Annotated in this window: 18 protein-coding genes; 6 read left to right on the top strand and 12 right to left on the bottom strand. The window is 35.9% G+C overall.

Features of this window, described 5'->3' with window-relative positions:
- Positions 1-114 precede the first annotated feature (114 nt).
- Both ilvM and ilvG read right to left on the bottom strand, forming a co-directional pair.
- A complete protein-coding gene (gene ilvM / locus GYM74_RS08400) occupies positions 115-345 on the bottom strand; it encodes an acetolactate synthase 2 small subunit (protein ID WP_220217780.1) in 231 nt (76 codons plus the stop codon).
- 3 nt (positions 346-348) lie between these two features.
- Positions 349-2,025, bottom strand: a complete 1,677-nt coding sequence (ilvG, locus tag GYM74_RS08395) for an acetolactate synthase 2 catalytic subunit (RefSeq protein WP_220219643.1) — start codon at positions 2,023-2,025, stop codon at positions 349-351.
- Between the two features lie 485 nt (positions 2,026-2,510).
- Between ilvG and GYM74_RS08390 the strand changes: the two genes are divergently transcribed.
- The 4 genes from GYM74_RS08390 (at position 2,511) to GYM74_RS08375 (ending at position 5,659) form a co-directional block, all read left to right on the top strand.
- On the top strand, positions 2,511-2,942 hold the full coding sequence (locus GYM74_RS08390) for a hypothetical protein (protein ID WP_220217779.1): 432 nt from the start codon (positions 2,511-2,513) through the stop codon (positions 2,940-2,942).
- Between the two features lie 365 nt (positions 2,943-3,307).
- Positions 3,308-4,195 carry an SDR family oxidoreductase gene (locus tag GYM74_RS08385; protein ID WP_220217778.1) on the top strand — a complete coding sequence of 296 codons (888 nt, stop codon included), beginning with the start codon at positions 3,308-3,310 and terminating at the stop codon, positions 4,193-4,195.
- Positions 4,196-4,332: 137 nt separating this feature from the next.
- The gene (locus GYM74_RS08380) at positions 4,333-4,860 is read left to right on the top strand and encodes a hypothetical protein (protein ID WP_220217777.1); all 528 of its coding nucleotides are present in this window, start codon (positions 4,333-4,335) and stop codon (positions 4,858-4,860) included.
- 400 nt (positions 4,861-5,260) lie between these two features.
- Positions 5,261-5,659 carry a hypothetical protein gene (locus GYM74_RS08375; RefSeq protein ID WP_220217776.1) on the top strand — a complete coding sequence of 133 codons (399 nt, stop codon included), beginning with the start codon at positions 5,261-5,263 and terminating at the stop codon, positions 5,657-5,659.
- Between the two features lie 104 nt (positions 5,660-5,763).
- Here GYM74_RS08375 and GYM74_RS08370 read toward each other — a convergent pair whose 3' ends face one another.
- From GYM74_RS08370 to pgpB, 6 genes are all read right to left on the bottom strand, one after another.
- Positions 5,764-7,005, bottom strand: coding sequence for an MFS transporter (locus GYM74_RS08370; RefSeq protein ID WP_220217775.1), 1,242 nt, complete (start codon positions 7,003-7,005; stop codon positions 5,764-5,766).
- A 289-nt stretch (positions 7,006-7,294) separates the two neighbouring features.
- On the bottom strand, positions 7,295-8,410 hold the full coding sequence (locus GYM74_RS08365; protein ID WP_220217774.1) for a cupin domain-containing protein: 1,116 nt from the start codon (positions 8,408-8,410) through the stop codon (positions 7,295-7,297).
- Positions 8,403-9,185 carry a YchF/TatD family DNA exonuclease gene (locus GYM74_RS08360; RefSeq protein ID WP_255556111.1) on the bottom strand — a complete coding sequence of 261 codons (783 nt, stop codon included), beginning with the start codon at positions 9,183-9,185 and terminating at the stop codon, positions 8,403-8,405. Before GYM74_RS08360 ends, GYM74_RS08365 begins: the two co-directional genes overlap by 8 nt.
- Before the next feature lie 12 nt (positions 9,186-9,197).
- On the bottom strand, positions 9,198-10,376 hold the full coding sequence (gene lapB, locus GYM74_RS08355; RefSeq protein WP_220217772.1) for a lipopolysaccharide assembly protein LapB: 1,179 nt from the start codon (positions 10,374-10,376) through the stop codon (positions 9,198-9,200).
- Positions 10,377-10,387: 11 nt separating this feature from the next.
- Positions 10,388-10,693, bottom strand: coding sequence for a LapA family protein (locus GYM74_RS08350; RefSeq protein ID WP_220217771.1), 306 nt, complete (start codon positions 10,691-10,693; stop codon positions 10,388-10,390).
- Positions 10,694-10,775: 82 nt separating this feature from the next.
- Positions 10,776-11,495 (bottom strand): phosphatidylglycerophosphatase B, encoded by a 720-nt coding sequence (gene pgpB, locus GYM74_RS08345; RefSeq protein ID WP_220217770.1) that lies wholly within the window; start codon positions 11,493-11,495, stop codon positions 10,776-10,778.
- Between the two features lie 98 nt (positions 11,496-11,593).
- Between pgpB and ribA the strand changes: the two genes are divergently transcribed.
- Positions 11,594-12,199, top strand: a complete 606-nt coding sequence (gene ribA, locus GYM74_RS08340) for a GTP cyclohydrolase II (protein ID WP_220217769.1) — start codon at positions 11,594-11,596, stop codon at positions 12,197-12,199.
- A gap of 190 nt (positions 12,200-12,389) precedes the next feature.
- Here the strand turns inward: ribA and GYM74_RS08335 are convergent, their stop codons facing one another.
- The 4 genes from GYM74_RS08335 to zipA all read right to left on the bottom strand — a co-directional run bounded on the left by GYM74_RS08335 (position 12,390) and on the right by zipA (position 16,363).
- Positions 12,390-12,578, bottom strand: coding sequence for a 4-oxalocrotonate tautomerase (locus GYM74_RS08335; protein WP_220217768.1), 189 nt, complete (start codon positions 12,576-12,578; stop codon positions 12,390-12,392).
- 9 nt (positions 12,579-12,587) lie between these two features.
- Positions 12,588-13,103 (bottom strand): S-ribosylhomocysteine lyase, encoded by a 516-nt coding sequence (luxS, locus tag GYM74_RS08330; RefSeq protein ID WP_220217767.1) that lies wholly within the window; start codon positions 13,101-13,103, stop codon positions 12,588-12,590.
- Between the two features lie 66 nt (positions 13,104-13,169).
- The gene (gene ligA, locus GYM74_RS08325) at positions 13,170-15,254 is read right to left on the bottom strand and encodes an NAD-dependent DNA ligase LigA (protein WP_220217766.1); all 2,085 of its coding nucleotides are present in this window, start codon (positions 15,252-15,254) and stop codon (positions 13,170-13,172) included.
- A 191-nt stretch (positions 15,255-15,445) separates the two neighbouring features.
- Positions 15,446-16,363: a cell division protein ZipA gene (gene zipA, locus GYM74_RS08320; protein WP_370634064.1), complete on the bottom strand. Its 918-nt coding sequence runs from the start codon at positions 16,361-16,363 to the stop codon at positions 15,446-15,448.
- A gap of 404 nt (positions 16,364-16,767) precedes the next feature.
- Between zipA and GYM74_RS08315 the strand changes: the two genes are divergently transcribed.
- Positions 16,768-17,964 carry an efflux RND transporter periplasmic adaptor subunit gene (locus GYM74_RS08315; protein WP_220217764.1) on the top strand — a complete coding sequence of 399 codons (1,197 nt, stop codon included), beginning with the start codon at positions 16,768-16,770 and terminating at the stop codon, positions 17,962-17,964.
- Positions 17,965-17,977: the final 13 nt, after the last annotated feature.

The raw sequence follows: 17,977 nt of genomic DNA, 5'->3' as shown, positions 1-17,977 counted from the left end.
TTATCTTTCAACGGTTAAGCATTATACAATACTTTCAATTACGTTTAACTATATAAAATTGTTAATAATGTTAATTTAACTACTTGTTTCAACGAAACAAATCACTAAAAATTGTTATTCAACCGCAATGACATCGGCTAATTTTGCAACTTGATTTTGTAAAGTTGAAAGTGAACGTTCGGTTGTTAATAGTAAAGATAGAATTAACTGCTCATTTTCAACTGTCTGCATCTGCATTTTTTCAATATGTCCACCTCGATGACGAACTACGCGTAAAATACGTTCAAGTGAGCCCAATTTATCATAAGCTTTTATGGTGACTTGATACTGTGTTTTTGTGTTCATCACTTACTCCTTAGCACTTTTTTCAAGCATATTTTCATTAGCTGCGCCCGGTGGAACTAACGGCCAAACGTTTTCCAGTTCATCAATGCAAACATGTAAAAGGTAAGCGCCCGGCGCATTAAACATGGTATCGAGCGCAGGCTCAATTTCAGATTTTTTACTGATCGTTTGACCGGGAATATCAAACGCTTTAGCCAGCATTAAAAAGTCCGGATTGTCTGATAGATTCGTTTCACTGTATCTTTCATTAAAAAATAGCTCTTGCCATTGACGAACCATACCTAAGCGTTGATTATCAATTAGTACAATTTTAACGGGTAACTTTTTGCGTTTAATCGTGGTCAACTCTTGAACATTCATCATAAAAGAGCCGTCGCCCGATATACAGATAACTAAGTCATCAGGTCTAGCCATTTGTGCGCCGACAGCTGCCGGCAAACCAAATCCCATTGTCCCAAGCCCACTTGACGTAATAAAGTTTTGCGGGTGAGTAAAACGCATGTGCTGTGCAGTCCACATTTGATGTTGTCCAACATCGGTGGTGATAATGGTGTTTTGCGGTTTACGTTCTGAAATCCTTTTTAATAATGCAGGCGCATAAATTGCCTCACCGGGATGATCATAGCGAGTAGGGTGTAATGTTTTTAATTCTTCAACTCTTTTATGCCAATTGGCTATTGATACGGTAACCTCGAGTTGAGGTAAAACTTGTTTGATATCGCCTTGTAATCCTAAATGTGTTTGGCGTAATTTGTTTATTTCAGACTGGTCAATATCAACATGGATCACTTTGGCATGGCGAGCAAATTCATTTAATTTGCCTGTCACTCTGTCATCAAAGCGTACTCCCAACGCAATTAATAAATCGCACTCTTGTACCGCTAAATTAGCGGCTTTTGCTCCATGCATGCCGACCAACCCTAAATAGTAAGGATTAGTGAGATCAGCAACGCCAAGCCCTTTTAAGGTTGAGACACTCGGTATTTGTGTCAGTGACATAAAGTCTCTTAACTCGGTTATTGCGCCAGAAAGCCCCACGCCGCCACCAATATATAACATAGGTTTTTTGGCGTCGGTGATCATTTGTTTAGCAAGTTTTATCTCATCTTGAGAAATTGGGAATAATTGAGCATTATTAACAGAAGAATTTTTATTGGCAGGCGTTAAATAGTGTTGATAGTCAAGGTCGGCAAGCTGGATATCTTTCGGAACATCGATTAATATTGGTCCCGGCCTGCCTGAGTTGGCTAAAGTGAAAGCCTCCTGCAAAATATTGGGTAAATTTTGCGGATTATCGATTAAATAACTATGTTTAGTGCAGGCAAGCGATAAACCCAAAACATCAACTTCCTGAAAGGCGTCGGTGCCAATTAAATTGGTAGGAACTTGACCGGTTATTGCAATCACTGGGACAGAATCAATAAGTGCATCAGCAAGCCCAGTAATAATATTGGTCGCTCCGGGGCCCGATGTGGCAATACATACGCCAATTTTACCGGTAGAACGTGCATAACCAATTGCGGCCATTGCGGCACCTTGTTCGTGACGGCATAACACATGTTCAATACCGCCGTCATAAAGCGCATCATATAGAGGCATAATTTGCCCACCGGGATAACCAAAAACGGTGGTCACGCCTTTTTCTTTTAAGGTTTTTACTATCCACTGTGTTCCTAACATTTCTTCCTCACTTGTCATATTTTGCTCATCCATTGTTCATAAAAAAACCCCCGCTTTTAGGGGCGGGGGTTTTTGATTTAATGTATGAACATATTTTAATTCAAAAAACGCCCCCGCGCTGGAATAATGACCACGCTGACAATAATGTTGATGAGGACGATTTTGAGTGAAAATTTCATGATGTTAAATATTAATTTTTTGTCATTTTCTAAAATTATTTTTAAACAAAATACTCGATTTAAAAAAAAGTGCAACTGTTTTTTAACGCTTTTGTCATGTACCCACAAATGTTTGTCAAGAAGTTTCAGAAAATACCTACGTTTAAGTATAAAAATAACTATTTTTACTGTTTTTTTGGTAATTTGTCTAATATTGGTGTATAAATATTAATCAAAATAAGAAGCTGAGCAATGAGCTATTTTAAATTATTGCTTCTTAATGCTGGTAATAACATGAATAATAAATAACGAATAAGAGATATCAGTATGAAAAGTATTAAAATAATTTTCTTTTTGATGATCAATTTAGTTTTATTTAGTTGTGATAATGCTAAGCAATCTTCTGATAATAAAGCCAGTAATCATCCAAATGCCGCATTACAAGACTCGGTGATCGATCCGATAAAAAGTGCATTGCCTATCGAGATTGATAGCCTTACAACACTGTTTGGTGTATATAAGGATAAAGATACCATTAATTATCAATATCGAGTCATCAATACACCCGAACAAGCTTTATTACTCACCACCACACTTAGTACAATTCGTATGGAATTACTTAAGGCATATTGTGAAAATAACAAGGATATGCAAGATTTGAAAATAGCCTTTCCGCAAGGTGCAAATTATCATTATTTTATTGATGATAAAGAAGTTGTGATTATCGAGCTAACACCGGCAGATTGTCAGCTAAATTAACGCACATATATTTATCATTTATAATCGCTAGTTTAGTTAAACTTTATTTGATAAACTAAAGTGACTACATCGCGTAGCAACACCAATGGATCGACCATAATTATCCTAAGCATTACGGGATTAATTGTGAAAAGCCGTCTTTATTGTGGATTGAATTTCTACTTTATCTCTACCTATGATTTACAGCGTTTTTAAACTTTAAAAATAGATGATCTTTAATTATTAATAAATATAATTACTTGAATTAATTAAATATTTTAAAGATATAAAATATGCTTAGCAATAGGATTTTGTGATTATTAATTGATTTCATTTAAGTTATATTGAATTTGTCAACAAATACAAGCCTAACTTAGGAGAAAATTATGACTGAACAAACCTATGACCCAACCAAAAAATATCATCACACTAAATTCCCAAAACAAAAACAGACACCGCCGGGATTACAATGTGAAATGAAACCAATCCCCGATTGTGGTGAAAAGAGCTATCATGGTCACGGTCGCTTAGCTGGACGTAAAATGCTTGTCACTGGGGGAGATTCCGGTATCGGACGCGCAGCCGCAATTGCTTATGCCAAAGAGGGTGCAGATGTGGCAATTAACTATCTGCCATATGAAGAAAAAGATGCGAAAGAGGTTGCTAAAGTTATTGAGTCTGTAGGACGTAAAGCAGTTTTAATTCCCGGTGACTTAAGTGATGAAGATTTTTGTAAAAAGCTGGTTAAGCAAGCACATACTAAACTGGGTGGTTTAGATAATTTAACTTTAGTTGCAGGTAAACAAACTGCGGTTGAAGATATTATGAAATTGACTACAGAACAAGTTAAGAAAACTTTTGAGATCAATGTCTTTTCATTATTTTGGGTCACTAAAGCGGCGTTAGGCTATTTAAAACCAGGATCGACTATTATTACAACGTCATCTGTTCAAGCCTTCCAACCTAGTGCTAATTTATTAGATTATGCATCAACTAAATCAGCAATCATTGCTTTTACTCGAGGATTAGCTAAACAGTTAGGTAGTAAAGGTATTCGTGTCAATTGTGTGGCACCAGGTCCGGTTTGGACTCCATTACAAGTCTGTGGTGGTCAGCCAAGTGATGTTATCCCTGAATTTGGTATGCAAACGCCGTTAAAACGTGCAGGACAACCGGTTGAACTTGCTGGTGTTTATGTTCATTTAGCTTCTGAAGAATCTAGCTATACTACGGCTGAAACTTACGGTGTTACTGGTGGTATGCATACTAACTAATCATCATTTTAACAGCAAAATAACTTATGGTCATTTTGCTGTTATGTTGTGCTAGGAAGTTAACTTATTTCAATCGAGGGGCGATAGTGAGTCATATCATCATCGCCACAGTCAAAAATAAAAACAAGGGCAATAAAATGAAACTTTTTAAAGTAATCTCCTTAGCTGTATTGGGTCTTTTCTTAGTTAACTGTGATAATTCAAAATCAACTGTTAATGACCTTCAACAAAAAGCTGAACAAGCTGGTGCTGAAATTAGTGATAAAGCCAAAGATCTCTATCAACAAACCAAATCACAAACGCAAGATATTTTAGATAAAGTAAAAGAAGGTAATTATAATTTAGCGCAAGATTTAGCAATCAAAGGTATTAAGCAAGAATTACCACTGACGATCGATCAAAATACGGCATTAGTGGATGTATCAAAAGATGATAAAACAATTAGCTATAAATATGCCGTTAATGGGATAGCTAAAGAAGCATTTGACTCAGATAGTAATCAAAAAATGGTATTTAATAAATTACTTGATGTATATTGCAGTAAAGATGTTACGGTAAATGCGATAAAATTAGCATTCCCTAATGGCGCTAATCATAATTATTATATCAATGATGACAAAGTATTATCACTCAATGTTAAACCAAGTGATTGTGATAATAGATAGTTTCCAATATTTGATCGAAGAAAAAGGGCTGATAGTAGCCCTTTTTTTATTTGCGAAACATCAGCTATTATTCAAAGCCAACATTTTATTGCATGGCTGGTTTATATAAACTCATTAAGTTGATTTGAATAAACACTTTAAGGTATTGATCATTTTTAAGATGAGTTAATCGCTATTTTAATATTATTGATTGATACCTTGTATAAGTGATTACAGATAGCGATATTCAATCTATACTTACCTACAGATGATACTAAGCGTACTTTTTGCAAACAATATTAATTGTGCTCAAATTAATCATTGTAAAATCATGTTATAAGATTAAAATTGCATTGAGCACCATTGGTTTTAATCAACAATAAGTTAATCGTTAATTTCAATTGTAAGGTAATGAAATGAAATGAAATATTTAAAATTAGCCATAATAATGGCTAGCAGTTTGGTCTTATTTAGTTGTGATAATTTTCAAAAAAAGAACGCTCAACAACAATTAGCCATTAAAATGATAAGAAAAGAACTGCCGATAAAATATGACGAACATACAACACTGACAGATGTAGACGCAATTGATGATATATTAGTTTATAAGTATGATTTTGAAGGATTAGATGAAGAAACGTTGAAATCAAAAGCGTATCAAGATGATATCCGTGTAGAAACACTTGTAGAGTATTGTAAAGTTGATTCGGAATTGAATGCTTTTAAAGAAAATTTTCCAAACGGTCTAAGGTTCAGCTATTTTCTTAATAATAAAGAAGTATCATCTGTATCGATTAAACCCAGTGAATGCGATAAGTGATGACCCAAAAATTTGTTAGTTTATTTTTCTGGTAGCAAATTATTTGTTTATAAAAGGTTAGCCCTGTTAACACAGGGCAACAGTATTGTATTTGTATTAAATAATTAATCTAATTGTTTACCTTTGGTTTCGGGTATTAAAAACACAAATGCGGCAGCTGACAATAAGTAAGCGGCAGAAAGTAATGCCAGAGCATAACTAATAGAATATACCGTGGCAAAATAAGCAATAAGCACTTGCGAGACGCCGGCAATTCCACGTCCTACATTAAAAATAATATTTTCAGCGCTTGAACGAGCATCTGTTGGGTAATGTTCAGCGAGTAAAGCACCATATCCGCCCATCATACCATTAACAAAAAAGCCGATAACAGCACCGAAAATGATAAGTACCAGCATATCCGTTTGTTGAAAATAGAACCAGATAGATATCGCGGAAACGAGAAGAAATATAATATAGGAAGGACGCCGTCCGACTTTATCGCAAAGCCAACCAAAGATAATAATACCTAACGACATACCAATGGTGGTGGAAATAGTCCAAAACATCGTGTTTTTAAATGGTAATTGAAGTTCGGTGGCTATCATATTTGGCATCCAAACCATTAATCCATAAAAGCCAAAATTTTGTACGGCACACGCTATAGTTAATCCAATTGTGGTTGCGGTTGTTTTTGGGCTTTTAAAAAGTTTATGAATGGCAATTTTATTTTTATTTTGATCTTTTAAATTTTGCCAAATTTGTGGCTCTTTTAACCCTTTACGTGTCCAAGCAACAAATAATGCGGGCAAAACACCAATGGCAAAAACCCAGCGCCAGCCATAGATTTCGCCGACAAAATTAACTGATAATGCGGCTAAAATAATACCTAGTTGAAAGCCTAAGGCAACAATTGCTGTTGCTCGTGAACGTTTCTTTTTAGGCCAGCTTTCTGAAACAAGTGTCATGCCGATACCAAATTCGCCACCAAGGCCTAGCCCACTTAAAAATCGGAAAACTAAAAAGCATTCATAATTAGGTGAAATTGCGCAAAGACCGGTAAAAAAGGAGAAGATTAAAATAGTCCAGGAAAATACTCTTACCCGTCCATATTTATCTGCAAGGACGCCAAATAAGATCCCACCAAGCACAGCCCCTAATAGGGTAACAGACGTCAATGTACCTAAATCGGTATTTGTCAAATTAAAGGTAGCACCAATTAGGCTAAAACAGACGCCTAATATCATCATATCCATGCCATCTAATGCGTAACCTACAGTTGATGCAAAAAGTGTTCTTTTTTGATAAGGCGTTGTTTCAATGCTTTCATTTTCAGCTTGCGTGACTATGTCTGCTTGAGTTTTCATGAGTACCTCTAATTATTAAAAGATAGATGCTAAATATCAGCATTTTGGTGATGTTCTATTCGTCTTTAGACGGAGGGTGTTGTTAAGCGAGGCAAGTATATACTCAAAACATTTAAAAATCCAAATTAAAAAGCGAAAATAGTGATATTTATTCGACAATAAAGACTAAAAAGTACAATTATTATTAAAATCCAATTTAGAAAGACTCTTTTTGTTTTTTTACGTCAGTTTTTTAAGATAATGGAAAACAATATTTTCCGCCGATAGTCCATTCGGCGGAATTATGGTTTTATTCCTGATCTTGAAAATACCAGAATCCACAATTAACAAAATGAAGCATTACTTTAAGCGTTTCTTCATGGTGCAGTTGATCATAGCTCAGTGTTTCTGATTGACAAAGCAGATCAATTACTTCTATCGGTAGTGGGATTTTCTTGCCATGGATATAACCGGCATTTTCAATTTTAACTATCCGTATACTTGGTACTCGGTGTAGTTTTGCGCCTGATTTAAGTAGCGCTTTAAACTCATCTAAGTCATAAGTTGGTTCAACCGGTAGAATGTTAAGCTCGTGCATTGGTATGGTAATATGTTTTCCAAACCAATCGTTAAATAGCTGTGGATTTTTGATTAAATCAATCATCTGATTTTGTAATTTTTCCAGCTCATAAGGCTGAACTCGATAAGGATCTTTTGGTAGTTTCAAATCAGGGTCTTGATAAAAAATTCCATTGGGTAAATTATCAATAACATAATCGGCAAAACCACTGAGTAATTCTTGCGATGTTTGCGTTCTAAATCCAACTGAATAGCTTAACGATTCTCCGATTGATACGCCATTATGTGGAAAACCTATCGGGATATATAAGATATCGCCAGCAGTAATTTCTTCATCAATAATAGGTTGATAGCTTTCTACATGCAATAGGGCTTTATGGGCGCTAAATTGTTTATAGTTTGGATTACGATCACCAACTTGCCAACGGCGACATCCCATACCTTGAATAATAAATACATCGTAATTATCGATATGGGGACCCACACCAGCGCCTTGTGTTGCATAAGATATCATTAAATCTTCAAACTGCCATTGCGGTATACATTTAAAAGGTTCCACTAAGGTTGCTGCTTGTTCATGCCAATGATCGACTGCTTGCACCAATAAACTCCAGTGATCTTCGCCTAAATTGCTAAAATCAATAAAAGGTCCAAATTTGGCGTCCCATTTACCGTCTTTATTGGTCACAATTCGGCTGTCAATTTCTTCTTCCATTGCCAAACCGGCCAACTCATCCGGTGTGATTGGATCAACAAAGTGGCTAAAAGCATCTCGTAAGATAACCGGCTTTTTTTGCCAATAGTTGGTTAAAAAATCATTCCAATCAATGTTTAACTTGTTACTCATTTAATGCCCCTTGTAAATTAAATAATTGACAAAAGTTATGCGTTGTTTGCTTTGCAATTTCTTGTAGAGAGACCCCTCTAAGTATTGCTAAATATTGTGCAACTTCCCGAACATAAGCAGGTTGGTTTTCTTTACCTCGATAGGGAACAGGTGCCAAATATGGTGAATCGGTTTCAATTAATAGGCGATCGAGTGGAACAAATTTAGCGACTTGACGAAGTGACTCTGCATTTTTAAACGTAATAATGCCGGAGAACGAAATGTAAAAGCCTAAGTCCAATAGTTGTTTTGCTGTTGCTGTATCTTCAGTGAAACAATGTAGAACACCAGAATGGACATGCTCATCTTTCAATATTCTCAGTGTATCTTCTCGAGCATTACGGGTATGGACAATAATTGGTTTACTGAGTTTTCTTCCAAGTTCGATATGCGCTTTGAAGTTGGCTTGCTGTAATTCGATGTTATCTTGTTGGTAGTAGTAATCCAATCCTGTCTCACCTAATGCCACCACATTGTCTTGTTGGGCTAAGCTTAAAAATCGGTTGGCATCATAGGGCTCATCATCTAAATTTAGAGGATGAATACCACAGGAAAAAGAGCATTGAGACCGATACGGCATCAATAAATTTTTCATCGATTCATAGCCAGAAAGTGTGGTCGCTACACTTAAGCAGTGTTTAACATCGTTGTCAGTAGCGTGTTGTAAAACATCTTCAATGGACTTGTTGCTCAAGTCCAAGCTGTCCAAATGACAGTGCGAATCTATTAAAAACATAAGAAAACTCTTTTAATTATCAGAATATTGTTCAAAATCACGGACAGGTTTAATCGTTGACCAAGAGCGGCATGCAGGGCATAACCAATAGATTGAATTGACAGTAAATCCACATTTTTGGCAACGATAATTAGGCACAGCTTTAATTTGTTCGCCAACCATGTTACGTAAAAGTAATAAACTTTCTTTCGCTTTACCTTGCTCAGCATCAGCAACATGATAATTCATCAGTCGGTAAAAACCTTTTAAATTGGGGTGTTTTAATAAAATTCGATACAGATAATATTGAGCAGCATCTAAGCCATTTTTCTGTTCGATAAGATCTGCAAGCATTAACTCTGCAATATTGCCGGAATCTTGTTCGACACAAACTTCTAAAAACTGTTGGAATTCATATAAATTATTAATATTTATATAACACTCTTTAAGTAAAGGTAAAGCTTCACCAATAAAGGCTTTATCTTGATATAAAATACGTTTAAATGATTCGATAGCTTGCTCAGTTTTATCTTGAACCATTAAAACCCGACCTAGCATTAATGACGTTCGTGCACAGTTGGCATCGGCTAAAGCCGATTTTTGTAATAAATTATAGGCTCGATCGAGATCATCATTGGCTATCGCTAATGAAGCTAATTCACAATAAAACTGCGCAATATAGGTTTTATATTGGGTATAACCTAATTTAACTAGTTTAGTTGCGGCGTTGATAGCATTAATCCATTCACTGGTAGCTTGATAGATGATTATCAGTTGCTGTAAGGCATTTTGCTGAAAATCTTCTTCTTCAACCAGCTGCAAAAACATCTCTTCTGCTCGATCATAAAGCCCGGCAACCATATAATCACGCCCTAATTGCTGAATGGCTAATAAACGTTGATCAAATGATAGCGATGAACTTTCCATTAATGCTTGGTGTATTCGTATAGCTCGATCAACTTCGCCTCTGGAACGAAATAAATTACCTAAAGTAAGATGCGCTTCAAGCGTGCCGTCATCTTCTTTTAACATATCGAGGAAGAGATCAACGGCTTTATCTTTTTGATTCGACAAAAGGAAGTTAAGACCATCGACATATTCGCGCGATAATCGGTTAGATTGGTTTAAAAATTTTTGCTTTGCATTTCTATCCCCCATATACCAACCATAAGCGGCGGCAATCGGTAGTAATAGAAATAACAGTTCAAACATAATCGTTTATTCTAATTGATTTTAGTTAAGTTGGTTTGTTGCAAATTTGACATCTGTTCGTCATATTTCTTCTGTAAATTTATCAGTTTTCGATTCGTTGCCATATGTTTTATTTTATATTTTATAAGAAAATAGCCGGTTAATATCCAACCAACAATAAATCCAGAACCGAATACAATGGCGAGTAAAACAGAAAGTCGCATTTCTGATTTTGCAATAAGGTAGTTAAATGACACAACTTGATCATTGGCAGAACCAATAGCAATAGATAAGGCGAAAATAACAATTATCAAGATAATTGATATGATAAATTTCATAATGTTGACCTTTGTTTATATTTATTTTTACTTAAACGTCTATAGAATCTGAAACTTCTTTACAAAATTAATAATTTATAAATTATCTATCTAATATATGCCATTTTCTAGCATAAAAACAGCAGATTAATGAAATTAACCAAGCAAGTAGTAATCCACAGATCAAATCAATTGGGCAATGCATCCCTAACAATATTCGACTTAATTCAATGATTAAAGCCCAAATACCCAGCAAAGAAACAATAATGTAATGGCGTCTAAAGCTAAGCAGACTAATGGCTAAAAATGCCCATGTTGCTGAAAATAACGTATGTCCGGAAGGAAAAGAGTAACCCGTTTCACTTTGCCAATGTTTTGCTAACCAGTTTGGTATGGGGTGTGAATTGGCTAATAAATTTTGGATAACTGCTTTTCTTTCTGATTTTGGTAATGAGTAAAATTGTTTATCATTCAGATTATATTCTTTACCCAGCCATAAGACATAAGGTCTGCTTTGTGCTGTTTGCGATTTTATGATTGTTTTAACTATCTGACCGCCTAACATAGCCATGACTAATAGTAACCACAATAGTATAACATTTTTTTTCGTTTTTCTTGGAATTAACAAGCAAAACATAACAAAGAGCATAATCGAAGTGATGATCGCCCACGGGTAACTTGCAGTTTCAGTAATCCAAAAAAAATATTTGGAGGTATTATCTAATGACTCTGGTTGCCAATGCCAATTTGTGGCTATAATAGCAAAAGGAACTATTAAGAAAATAGTCAGTGCTGCTATTGTTTTTTTAATTACTAACCCCATTTAAGAACTCAACTAAGCATAAATTGCTATCTATTTTAGCATGGAAGGTAAGTTTTTTAAAAAATCTTATCTGTGTTTTATTTTATACGGAGACAATAATGCAATTAAAAAAGGTTGCCCAAGCTAAACTGCCAACACCATGGGGATGTTTTACGCTTATCGGATTTGAGGAAATTGCAACCGGAAAGGAACATGCAGCTTTAGTATTTGGTGATATTACCGACCAAACGCCAATCTTAACCCGAATTCACTCCGAGTGTTTAACGGGCGATGCCTTATTTAGTTTACGATGTGATTGTGGTTTTCAGTTAGAAGCTGCTTTAAAGCAAATAGCAAAACAAGGGCAGGGTATTTTAATTTATCATCGTCAGGAAGGACGTAATATCGGTTTACTCAACAAAATAAGAGCTTATGCGTTACAAGATCAAGGGCTTGATACTGTTGAAGCGAATGAGCAGTTAGGTTTTGCGGCTGATGAACGTGATTTTACGCTTTGTGCCGATATGTTAACTTTACTGGGGGTATCCCAGATTCGGCTATTAACAAATAATCCGCAAAAAATTAAAGTTCTTGAACAATCTGGCATTAAAATCACCGAGAGAGTTCCGTTAGAAGTGGGTGAAAATCCAAATAATGAACACTATTTAGAAACCAAAGCCAATAAAATGGGGCATTTGCTTCATCTACATCATTGTAATCATTAAATTCTGACCAGCGTGATTAATCACAATTCAATGTAAATTTAAGGTCAAAATGTTTTTAAAATGATATACCTCAAAAGTGTTTTAAAACATTTTTGAGGTTATTATTATCCAACGTGATTAGGGAAACCCAAACGACTTTGCAAACTAGCAAACTTAATTAACCAGGAAATCAACGAAGGAATTGACTGAGTTAATCATTGTCGCAACGTAACTGACCACCATTAGCCCATTGATCTTTTGACAACTCATGAATAATGATTTGTACCGCTTCGGGTTTACAATTTAACGTTTCAGCAATAGCTGCGGTTACTCGTTTTACCATTTCTCTTTTTTGTTCAATTGTACGACCTTCTAAAAAGTCTATCACGACATTTGGCATTGTTTTCTCCTACTGATTAAACGATGCAAGTTGTGCATCAGATAATGCGATTTCTTGATTGTGACAAATGCCAATACCAGATTGAATAATCTGTTCTGCTATCGCTTTGGCTTCATCTAGTGAATGCATTTTATAAGTACCACACTGAAATTCATTAAGCTCGGGGATCTGCGCTTGCGATGCAACGTTTAACACATCATGCATCGATTTTAACCATGCATCGACTACTAACGATTCATCAGGTTGGCCAATCAAGCTCATGTAAAATCCTGTACGGCATCCCATTGGTGAAATATCGATAATTTCAACTTTGTCACTATTTAGATGATCTCGCATAAAACCAGCAAATAGATGTTCGAGAGTATGGATGCCTTTTTCAGGTAATAGCGCTTTGTTTGGAACAGTAAAGCGAAGATCAAATACGGTAATGTTGTCACCTTTAGGCGTTACCATAACTTTAGCAACACGTACAAAAGGTGCTTTCATTTTAGTATGATCGACTTTAAAACTATCTAATAAAGGCATATTTTTCTCCTTGAGTTACTTTGTTTAGCTATTTTGATTCAATAGCTAAAGATATTCCAGCTTATTTTATCTTGATTCATTCAATAAATTTAACATTTCTTGTTCGTCAATAACTTTAACGCCTAGCGCTTGTGCTTTTTCTAATTTAGAGCCTGCTGCATCACCGGCGATAACCAAATCGGTATTTTTTGATACGCTACCGGTTACTTTTGCCCCAAGTTGTTTCAATTTATTTTTCGCTTCATCACGTGTTAATACCGATAAGGTACCGGTTAACACAACCGTTTTGCCGGAAAATGGTGAATCGGTGGTTACGGTTTGAGCTTGTGGGTTAACATCTTGCCAATGAATACCAATCTCATCACTGGTTAATTGCTCAATGACGTTGCGGTTATGAGGTTCTTGAAAAAAGTCGATAATACTTTCCGCGATAATCGCCCCAACATCGTTGACTGTTTGTAGTTGTTCCAGCGAAGCATCTTCAATCGCTTTTAAGTTACCCAGTTGATTGACTAAATTTTCAGCCGTCACTTCCCCAACATTTGGAATACCAAGCGCAAAAATAAATCGGCTTAAGGTTGTGGCTTTTGATACATCTAAGGCATTTAATAAATTTTTGGCAGATTTTTCCCCAACTTTATCTAAGCTGCATAAGGTTGGGACATTGAGTTTATAAAGATCTACCGGTGTTTTAACATAATCTTTATCAACTAATTGTTCGATTAATCTATCGCCCATACCATCTACATTCATAGCTCGACGGGAAACGAAATGTTTTAAGGCTTCTTTGCGTTGTGCCGGGCAAATTAATCCACCAGCACATCGTGAAACGGCTTGCCCTTCATCCCGTACAATTAATGAGCCACAGATAGGGCAGTGGGTTGGAAACACAATCGCTTTGGTATCATTCGGTCTACGGTCTTTAACCACAGCGACTATTTTAGGTATGACATCACCTGCACGGCGAACGGTAACATAGTCACCTTCACGGACGCCTAATCGCTCAATTTCATCACTATTATGTAGTGTAGCATTACTGACAATAACGCCAGCAACTGATACCGGTTCTAGCCTTGCAACCGGGGTGATTGCGCCAGTTCGCCCAACCTGAAAATCAACTTTATTCAGTCTGGTTACTTCTTCTTGAGCCGGAAACTTAAATGCGGTTGCCCAACGTGGTGCTCGGGCAACAAAACCAAGCTCTTCTTGTAATGCAATACTGTTAACTTTTATAACAACGCCGTCAATATCAAAACCTAACGACATGCGTTGTTCGCCGATTTGGTTAAAATAGTCTAACGCCGCTTGTGCGCCTAGGCGTTTTTCGACTTTATCGCTAACAGGTAGTCCCCATGCCTTTAATTGCATTAAACGTTGGTAATGGGTATCGGGTAACTGAGCGCCTTCAACAATCCCAACACCATAACAAAAAAAGGTTAATGGTCTTTTGGCTGTAATTTTGGGATCTAATTGTCTGAGTGAACCTGCGGCAGCATTACGAGGGTTTGCAAAGACTTTTTCATTACGTTTTTCTGCATCGCTATTGAGTTTAGCAAAGCCTTTATGTGTCATAAATACTTCGCCTCGCACTTCCAAACGTGCAGGAATATTCTCACCAAGTAATACTAGCGGAATGGTTTTAATGGTTTTGACATTAGCCGTAATATCTTCGCCTGTAGTGCCATCACCACGAGTTGCAGCTTGTACAAATTGACCATTTTCATAGAGCAAACTGACCGCCAAGCCGTCAAGTTTAAGTTCACAGCAATACTCGACTTCATGATTATCATCAAGATGTAAGCGATCTTTGACTCTTTTGTTAAATGCGATAAAGCTTGCTTCGTCAAACACATTATCCAATGACAGCATCGGTAATTCATGTTTAATAGAGGCAAACTGCGATAACGGTGTGCCGCCTACTCGTTGAGTTGGTGAGTCAGCTGTAATTAAATCCGGGTGCAGCTGTTCTAAAGATTGTAATTGTTTAAATAATTTATCATATTCTACGTCAGGAATTTGAGGGTCATCGAGCACATAGTAACAGTATTCATGATGTCTGATCAGATTACGTAAAGATGTTAACTGTGCAACGACATCCTGTGTTGATCCAGATTGATTTGATGAATGTTCAGTTCTATTTGATTGTGACATGATTGTTGGCTCTTAAATTGAAACGCAGGTTTTAAGGATTATCATTTAATTTGTATTAATATCAATAATATTAGATACAATAACGATTTATTATTAAAGGTTCTATAAAAGATTAATTAATAAGTTTCACTCCATGCACCAACATCAGTTGGTGGCATGGTAGTATTTTAGAATTGCTATTTTTTAAACGATTAACTTTCGTTACAGGCTTTTTTAATACGTTCTTTATAACTATCAATTTTCTGTGGTGTCATCATATGATGTTCATCATCTAATACCACGCCATTGACATCATCAGCGATACGTTGGGCTGTTTGTAGCATTAACTTGAAATTTTGTTGATTATTGCCGTGTGTTGGTGCAACCATAAAAATTGACACACCGGGTGTAGTAAATTCATGCATGGTTTCCGGATCTAAATAACCCGGGCTAACCATATTAGCTAAACTAAACAAGATAGGGCCATTACCTGCCGGGTCAAGGTGACGGTGGAATATTTTCATATCGCCAAATTGAAATCCTGATTGCATTATACTGGCAAGTAGGACATCGCCTTGTAATAATTGTCCTTTTAGACCTGTCACGTTTAATACAATAATCTCCATTGGATTTTCTTCGGTATAATCCACATTGAGTTTTTCTTGTTTATAGCTTTGTTCATTTGCCTTAGCCGTGTTTACTTCACTGCTAACACGCTGTTCAGCTTGCTTATTGAGTTTTGGTTCAGTTACCGGTGAGTCTTCAAATATCTCTTCTTTAAAGTTTACTGTAGATTGAGTTTGCTCGTCATCTTGTTCTTTATCTTCTTGAATATCATCAATAAATAAATCGACTTGCTGAGGTGTATTTTCGATTCTTTCTTCTTTTGGCGTCTCTTCTTGAGCCGTTTCTTCAACCGTTTTATTTTTCGGATTAAGTAAAATCACATCATCTTCTTCATTATTGTAAATATCTTCGAGTGCTTGAGTATTTTGCGGGACTTTATCCTTTTGGTCCGATTTAAATAGGGAAGAACGTTCTTTTTTATTGATCCAAAATCCATGAATCAATAGAGCAATAATGACCAAGGACGCAACAACAATTAGAACAATACGTAAATTATCCATAATACCCATCTCAGATTTAAATTAAATATAGACTCAAATTATTCAATAATGTTATTGAATAAAACTGATTTCAGAGTTTAACAATGTTAAATTTTTTACTTTTTATTAGTAAGCTATATTCGTACAAACTATAGCAGCTATAGTTATTAGTATAACATTTTATTTAAAATACTTTAATAGCACGAAAAATCAATAAATATATTACTTTATTTCTAGAAATAATGATAATAGATAAAATAATTTTTTTATTCCCTGTTTTTCTAATGCTAATTTTTAGAACTCTGTGCTATTAACTTGTAAAGATACTTACAATCTATGCATATTTTTTGTAAAATCCTCGGCTACTTTTAAATAAGATTTATTGTTATTAAAAAAATAATTATTAAGTTTACTGAGGTCATTTTTATATGAGATTTAACAAACTATTATTAACCGTACCAGTTGCAATAACTAGTCTGTTTCTACTAACCAGTTGTGATAATGGTAAATCGCAGGGCGGTAATAATCAAATTCCAAAGGTAACCGTTTTTAAAGTGGAACCGCTAAACTACACCTTAAAAATAAATTTACCAGGCCGCGTTGTTGCATCTCAAATCGCTGAAATTCGACCTCAAGTCAGTGGGATTGTATTAAAACGTGAGTTTGATGAAAGTTCTAATGTGAAAGCCGGACAGTCGCTTTATCAAATCGATCCTGCCATTTATCAAGCCAATTATGATAGCGCAGTTGCAAACGTTGCCAGCGCAAAAGCTAATGCCAAAATTGCTCAACTTACTTTAAAGCGTTATGCAGGTCTATTGACCAGTAAGTCAATCAGTCAGCAAGAATACGATAAAGCAAATGCTGATGCTCAACAAGCAGAAGCAAGTGTATTGGTCGCACAAGCTGCTGAGCATGCTGCTAAAGTGAACTTAGATTATACTAAAGTTTACTCGCCAATTGATGGTTATATCGGTCGCTCAAGTGTCACTGAGGGGGCTTTAGTTTCTGCGGGACAATCAGCGCCCTTAGCTTTAGTTCAGCAACTTGACCCAATTTATGTTGATATGACAGAAGCGGCGACTCGTTATAACAAATATCTTCAAGACCAAAACGTGATCTATGAACCGGCTAAAGGCAATAATGTTGAATTATTTTTTAATGACGGTTCTAAATATGCAGAGCCGGGAAGCATTAAATTTTCAGACATGACGGTTAATGAAACTACTGGTACCGTAACGTTACGTTCTCAATTCCCTAACCGTGAAGGCAAAATCTTACCGGGCATGTTTGTTAAACCACAAATGACGCTAGGGTATATACGAAATGCAGTACTGGTACCGCAACAAGGTATTACCAGTAACGCTAAAGGTCAGTACACAGCTAAAATCTTAAAACCAGATTATACAATTGAATACCGTCAAGGTATTAAAGTTTACACCGGTATCGGCGGATACTGGATCGTGACCGAAGGAATTAATATTGGTGAACAAGTCATTACAACCGGATTATTAAATTTAACCGCAGTTGAATCTGGTAAACCAATGCAAGGTTTAGTTGTTGGTACGCCGGCTACACTCACTCAAGAACAGTTAGATAATATCATCGAAAACAGCGTGAAATAAAACAGGGGTAGAT

Source organism: Gilliamella sp. ESL0405, assembly GCF_019469205.1.
Taxonomy (GTDB): domain Bacteria; phylum Pseudomonadota; class Gammaproteobacteria; order Enterobacterales; family Orbaceae; genus Gilliamella.
This window is presented reverse-complemented; position numbering and strand designations above follow the sequence as displayed.

Excerpts from the sequence above, each read along its gene's own strand:
- ilvM (WP_220217780.1), bottom strand. The coding sequence starts at position 345 with ATGAACACAAAAACACAGTATCAAGTCACCATAAAAGCTTATGATAAA.
- ilvG (WP_220219643.1), bottom strand. The coding sequence starts at position 2,025 with ATGTTAGGAACACAGTGGATAGTAAAAACCTTAAAAGAAAAAGGCGTG.
- GYM74_RS08390 (WP_220217779.1), top strand. The coding sequence starts at position 2,511 with ATGAAAAGTATTAAAATAATTTTCTTTTTGATGATCAATTTAGTTTTA.
- GYM74_RS08385 (WP_220217778.1), top strand. The coding sequence starts at position 3,308 with ATGACTGAACAAACCTATGACCCAACCAAAAAATATCATCACACTAAA.
- GYM74_RS08380 (WP_220217777.1), top strand. The coding sequence starts at position 4,333 with ATGAAACTTTTTAAAGTAATCTCCTTAGCTGTATTGGGTCTTTTCTTA.
- GYM74_RS08375 (WP_220217776.1), top strand. The coding sequence starts at position 5,261 with ATGAAATATTTAAAATTAGCCATAATAATGGCTAGCAGTTTGGTCTTA.
- GYM74_RS08370 (WP_220217775.1), bottom strand. The coding sequence starts at position 7,005 with ATGAAAACTCAAGCAGACATAGTCACGCAAGCTGAAAATGAAAGCATT.
- GYM74_RS08365 (WP_220217774.1), bottom strand. The coding sequence starts at position 8,410 with ATGAGTAACAAGTTAAACATTGATTGGAATGATTTTTTAACCAACTAT.
- GYM74_RS08360 (WP_255556111.1), bottom strand. The coding sequence starts at position 9,185 with ATGTTTTTAATAGATTCGCACTGTCATTTGGACAGCTTGGACTTGAGC.
- lapB (WP_220217772.1), bottom strand. The coding sequence starts at position 10,376 with ATGTTTGAACTGTTATTTCTATTACTACCGATTGCCGCCGCTTATGGT.
- GYM74_RS08350 (WP_220217771.1), bottom strand. The coding sequence starts at position 10,693 with ATGAAATTTATCATATCAATTATCTTGATAATTGTTATTTTCGCCTTA.
- pgpB (WP_220217770.1), bottom strand. The coding sequence starts at position 11,495 with ATGGGGTTAGTAATTAAAAAAACAATAGCAGCACTGACTATTTTCTTA.
- ribA (WP_220217769.1), top strand. The coding sequence starts at position 11,594 with ATGCAATTAAAAAAGGTTGCCCAAGCTAAACTGCCAACACCATGGGGA.
- GYM74_RS08335 (WP_220217768.1), bottom strand. The coding sequence starts at position 12,578 with ATGCCAAATGTCGTGATAGACTTTTTAGAAGGTCGTACAATTGAACAA.
- luxS (WP_220217767.1), bottom strand. The coding sequence starts at position 13,103 with ATGCCTTTATTAGATAGTTTTAAAGTCGATCATACTAAAATGAAAGCA.
- ligA (WP_220217766.1), bottom strand. The coding sequence starts at position 15,254 with ATGTCACAATCAAATAGAACTGAACATTCATCAAATCAATCTGGATCA.
- GYM74_RS08315 (WP_220217764.1), top strand. The coding sequence starts at position 16,768 with ATGAGATTTAACAAACTATTATTAACCGTACCAGTTGCAATAACTAGT.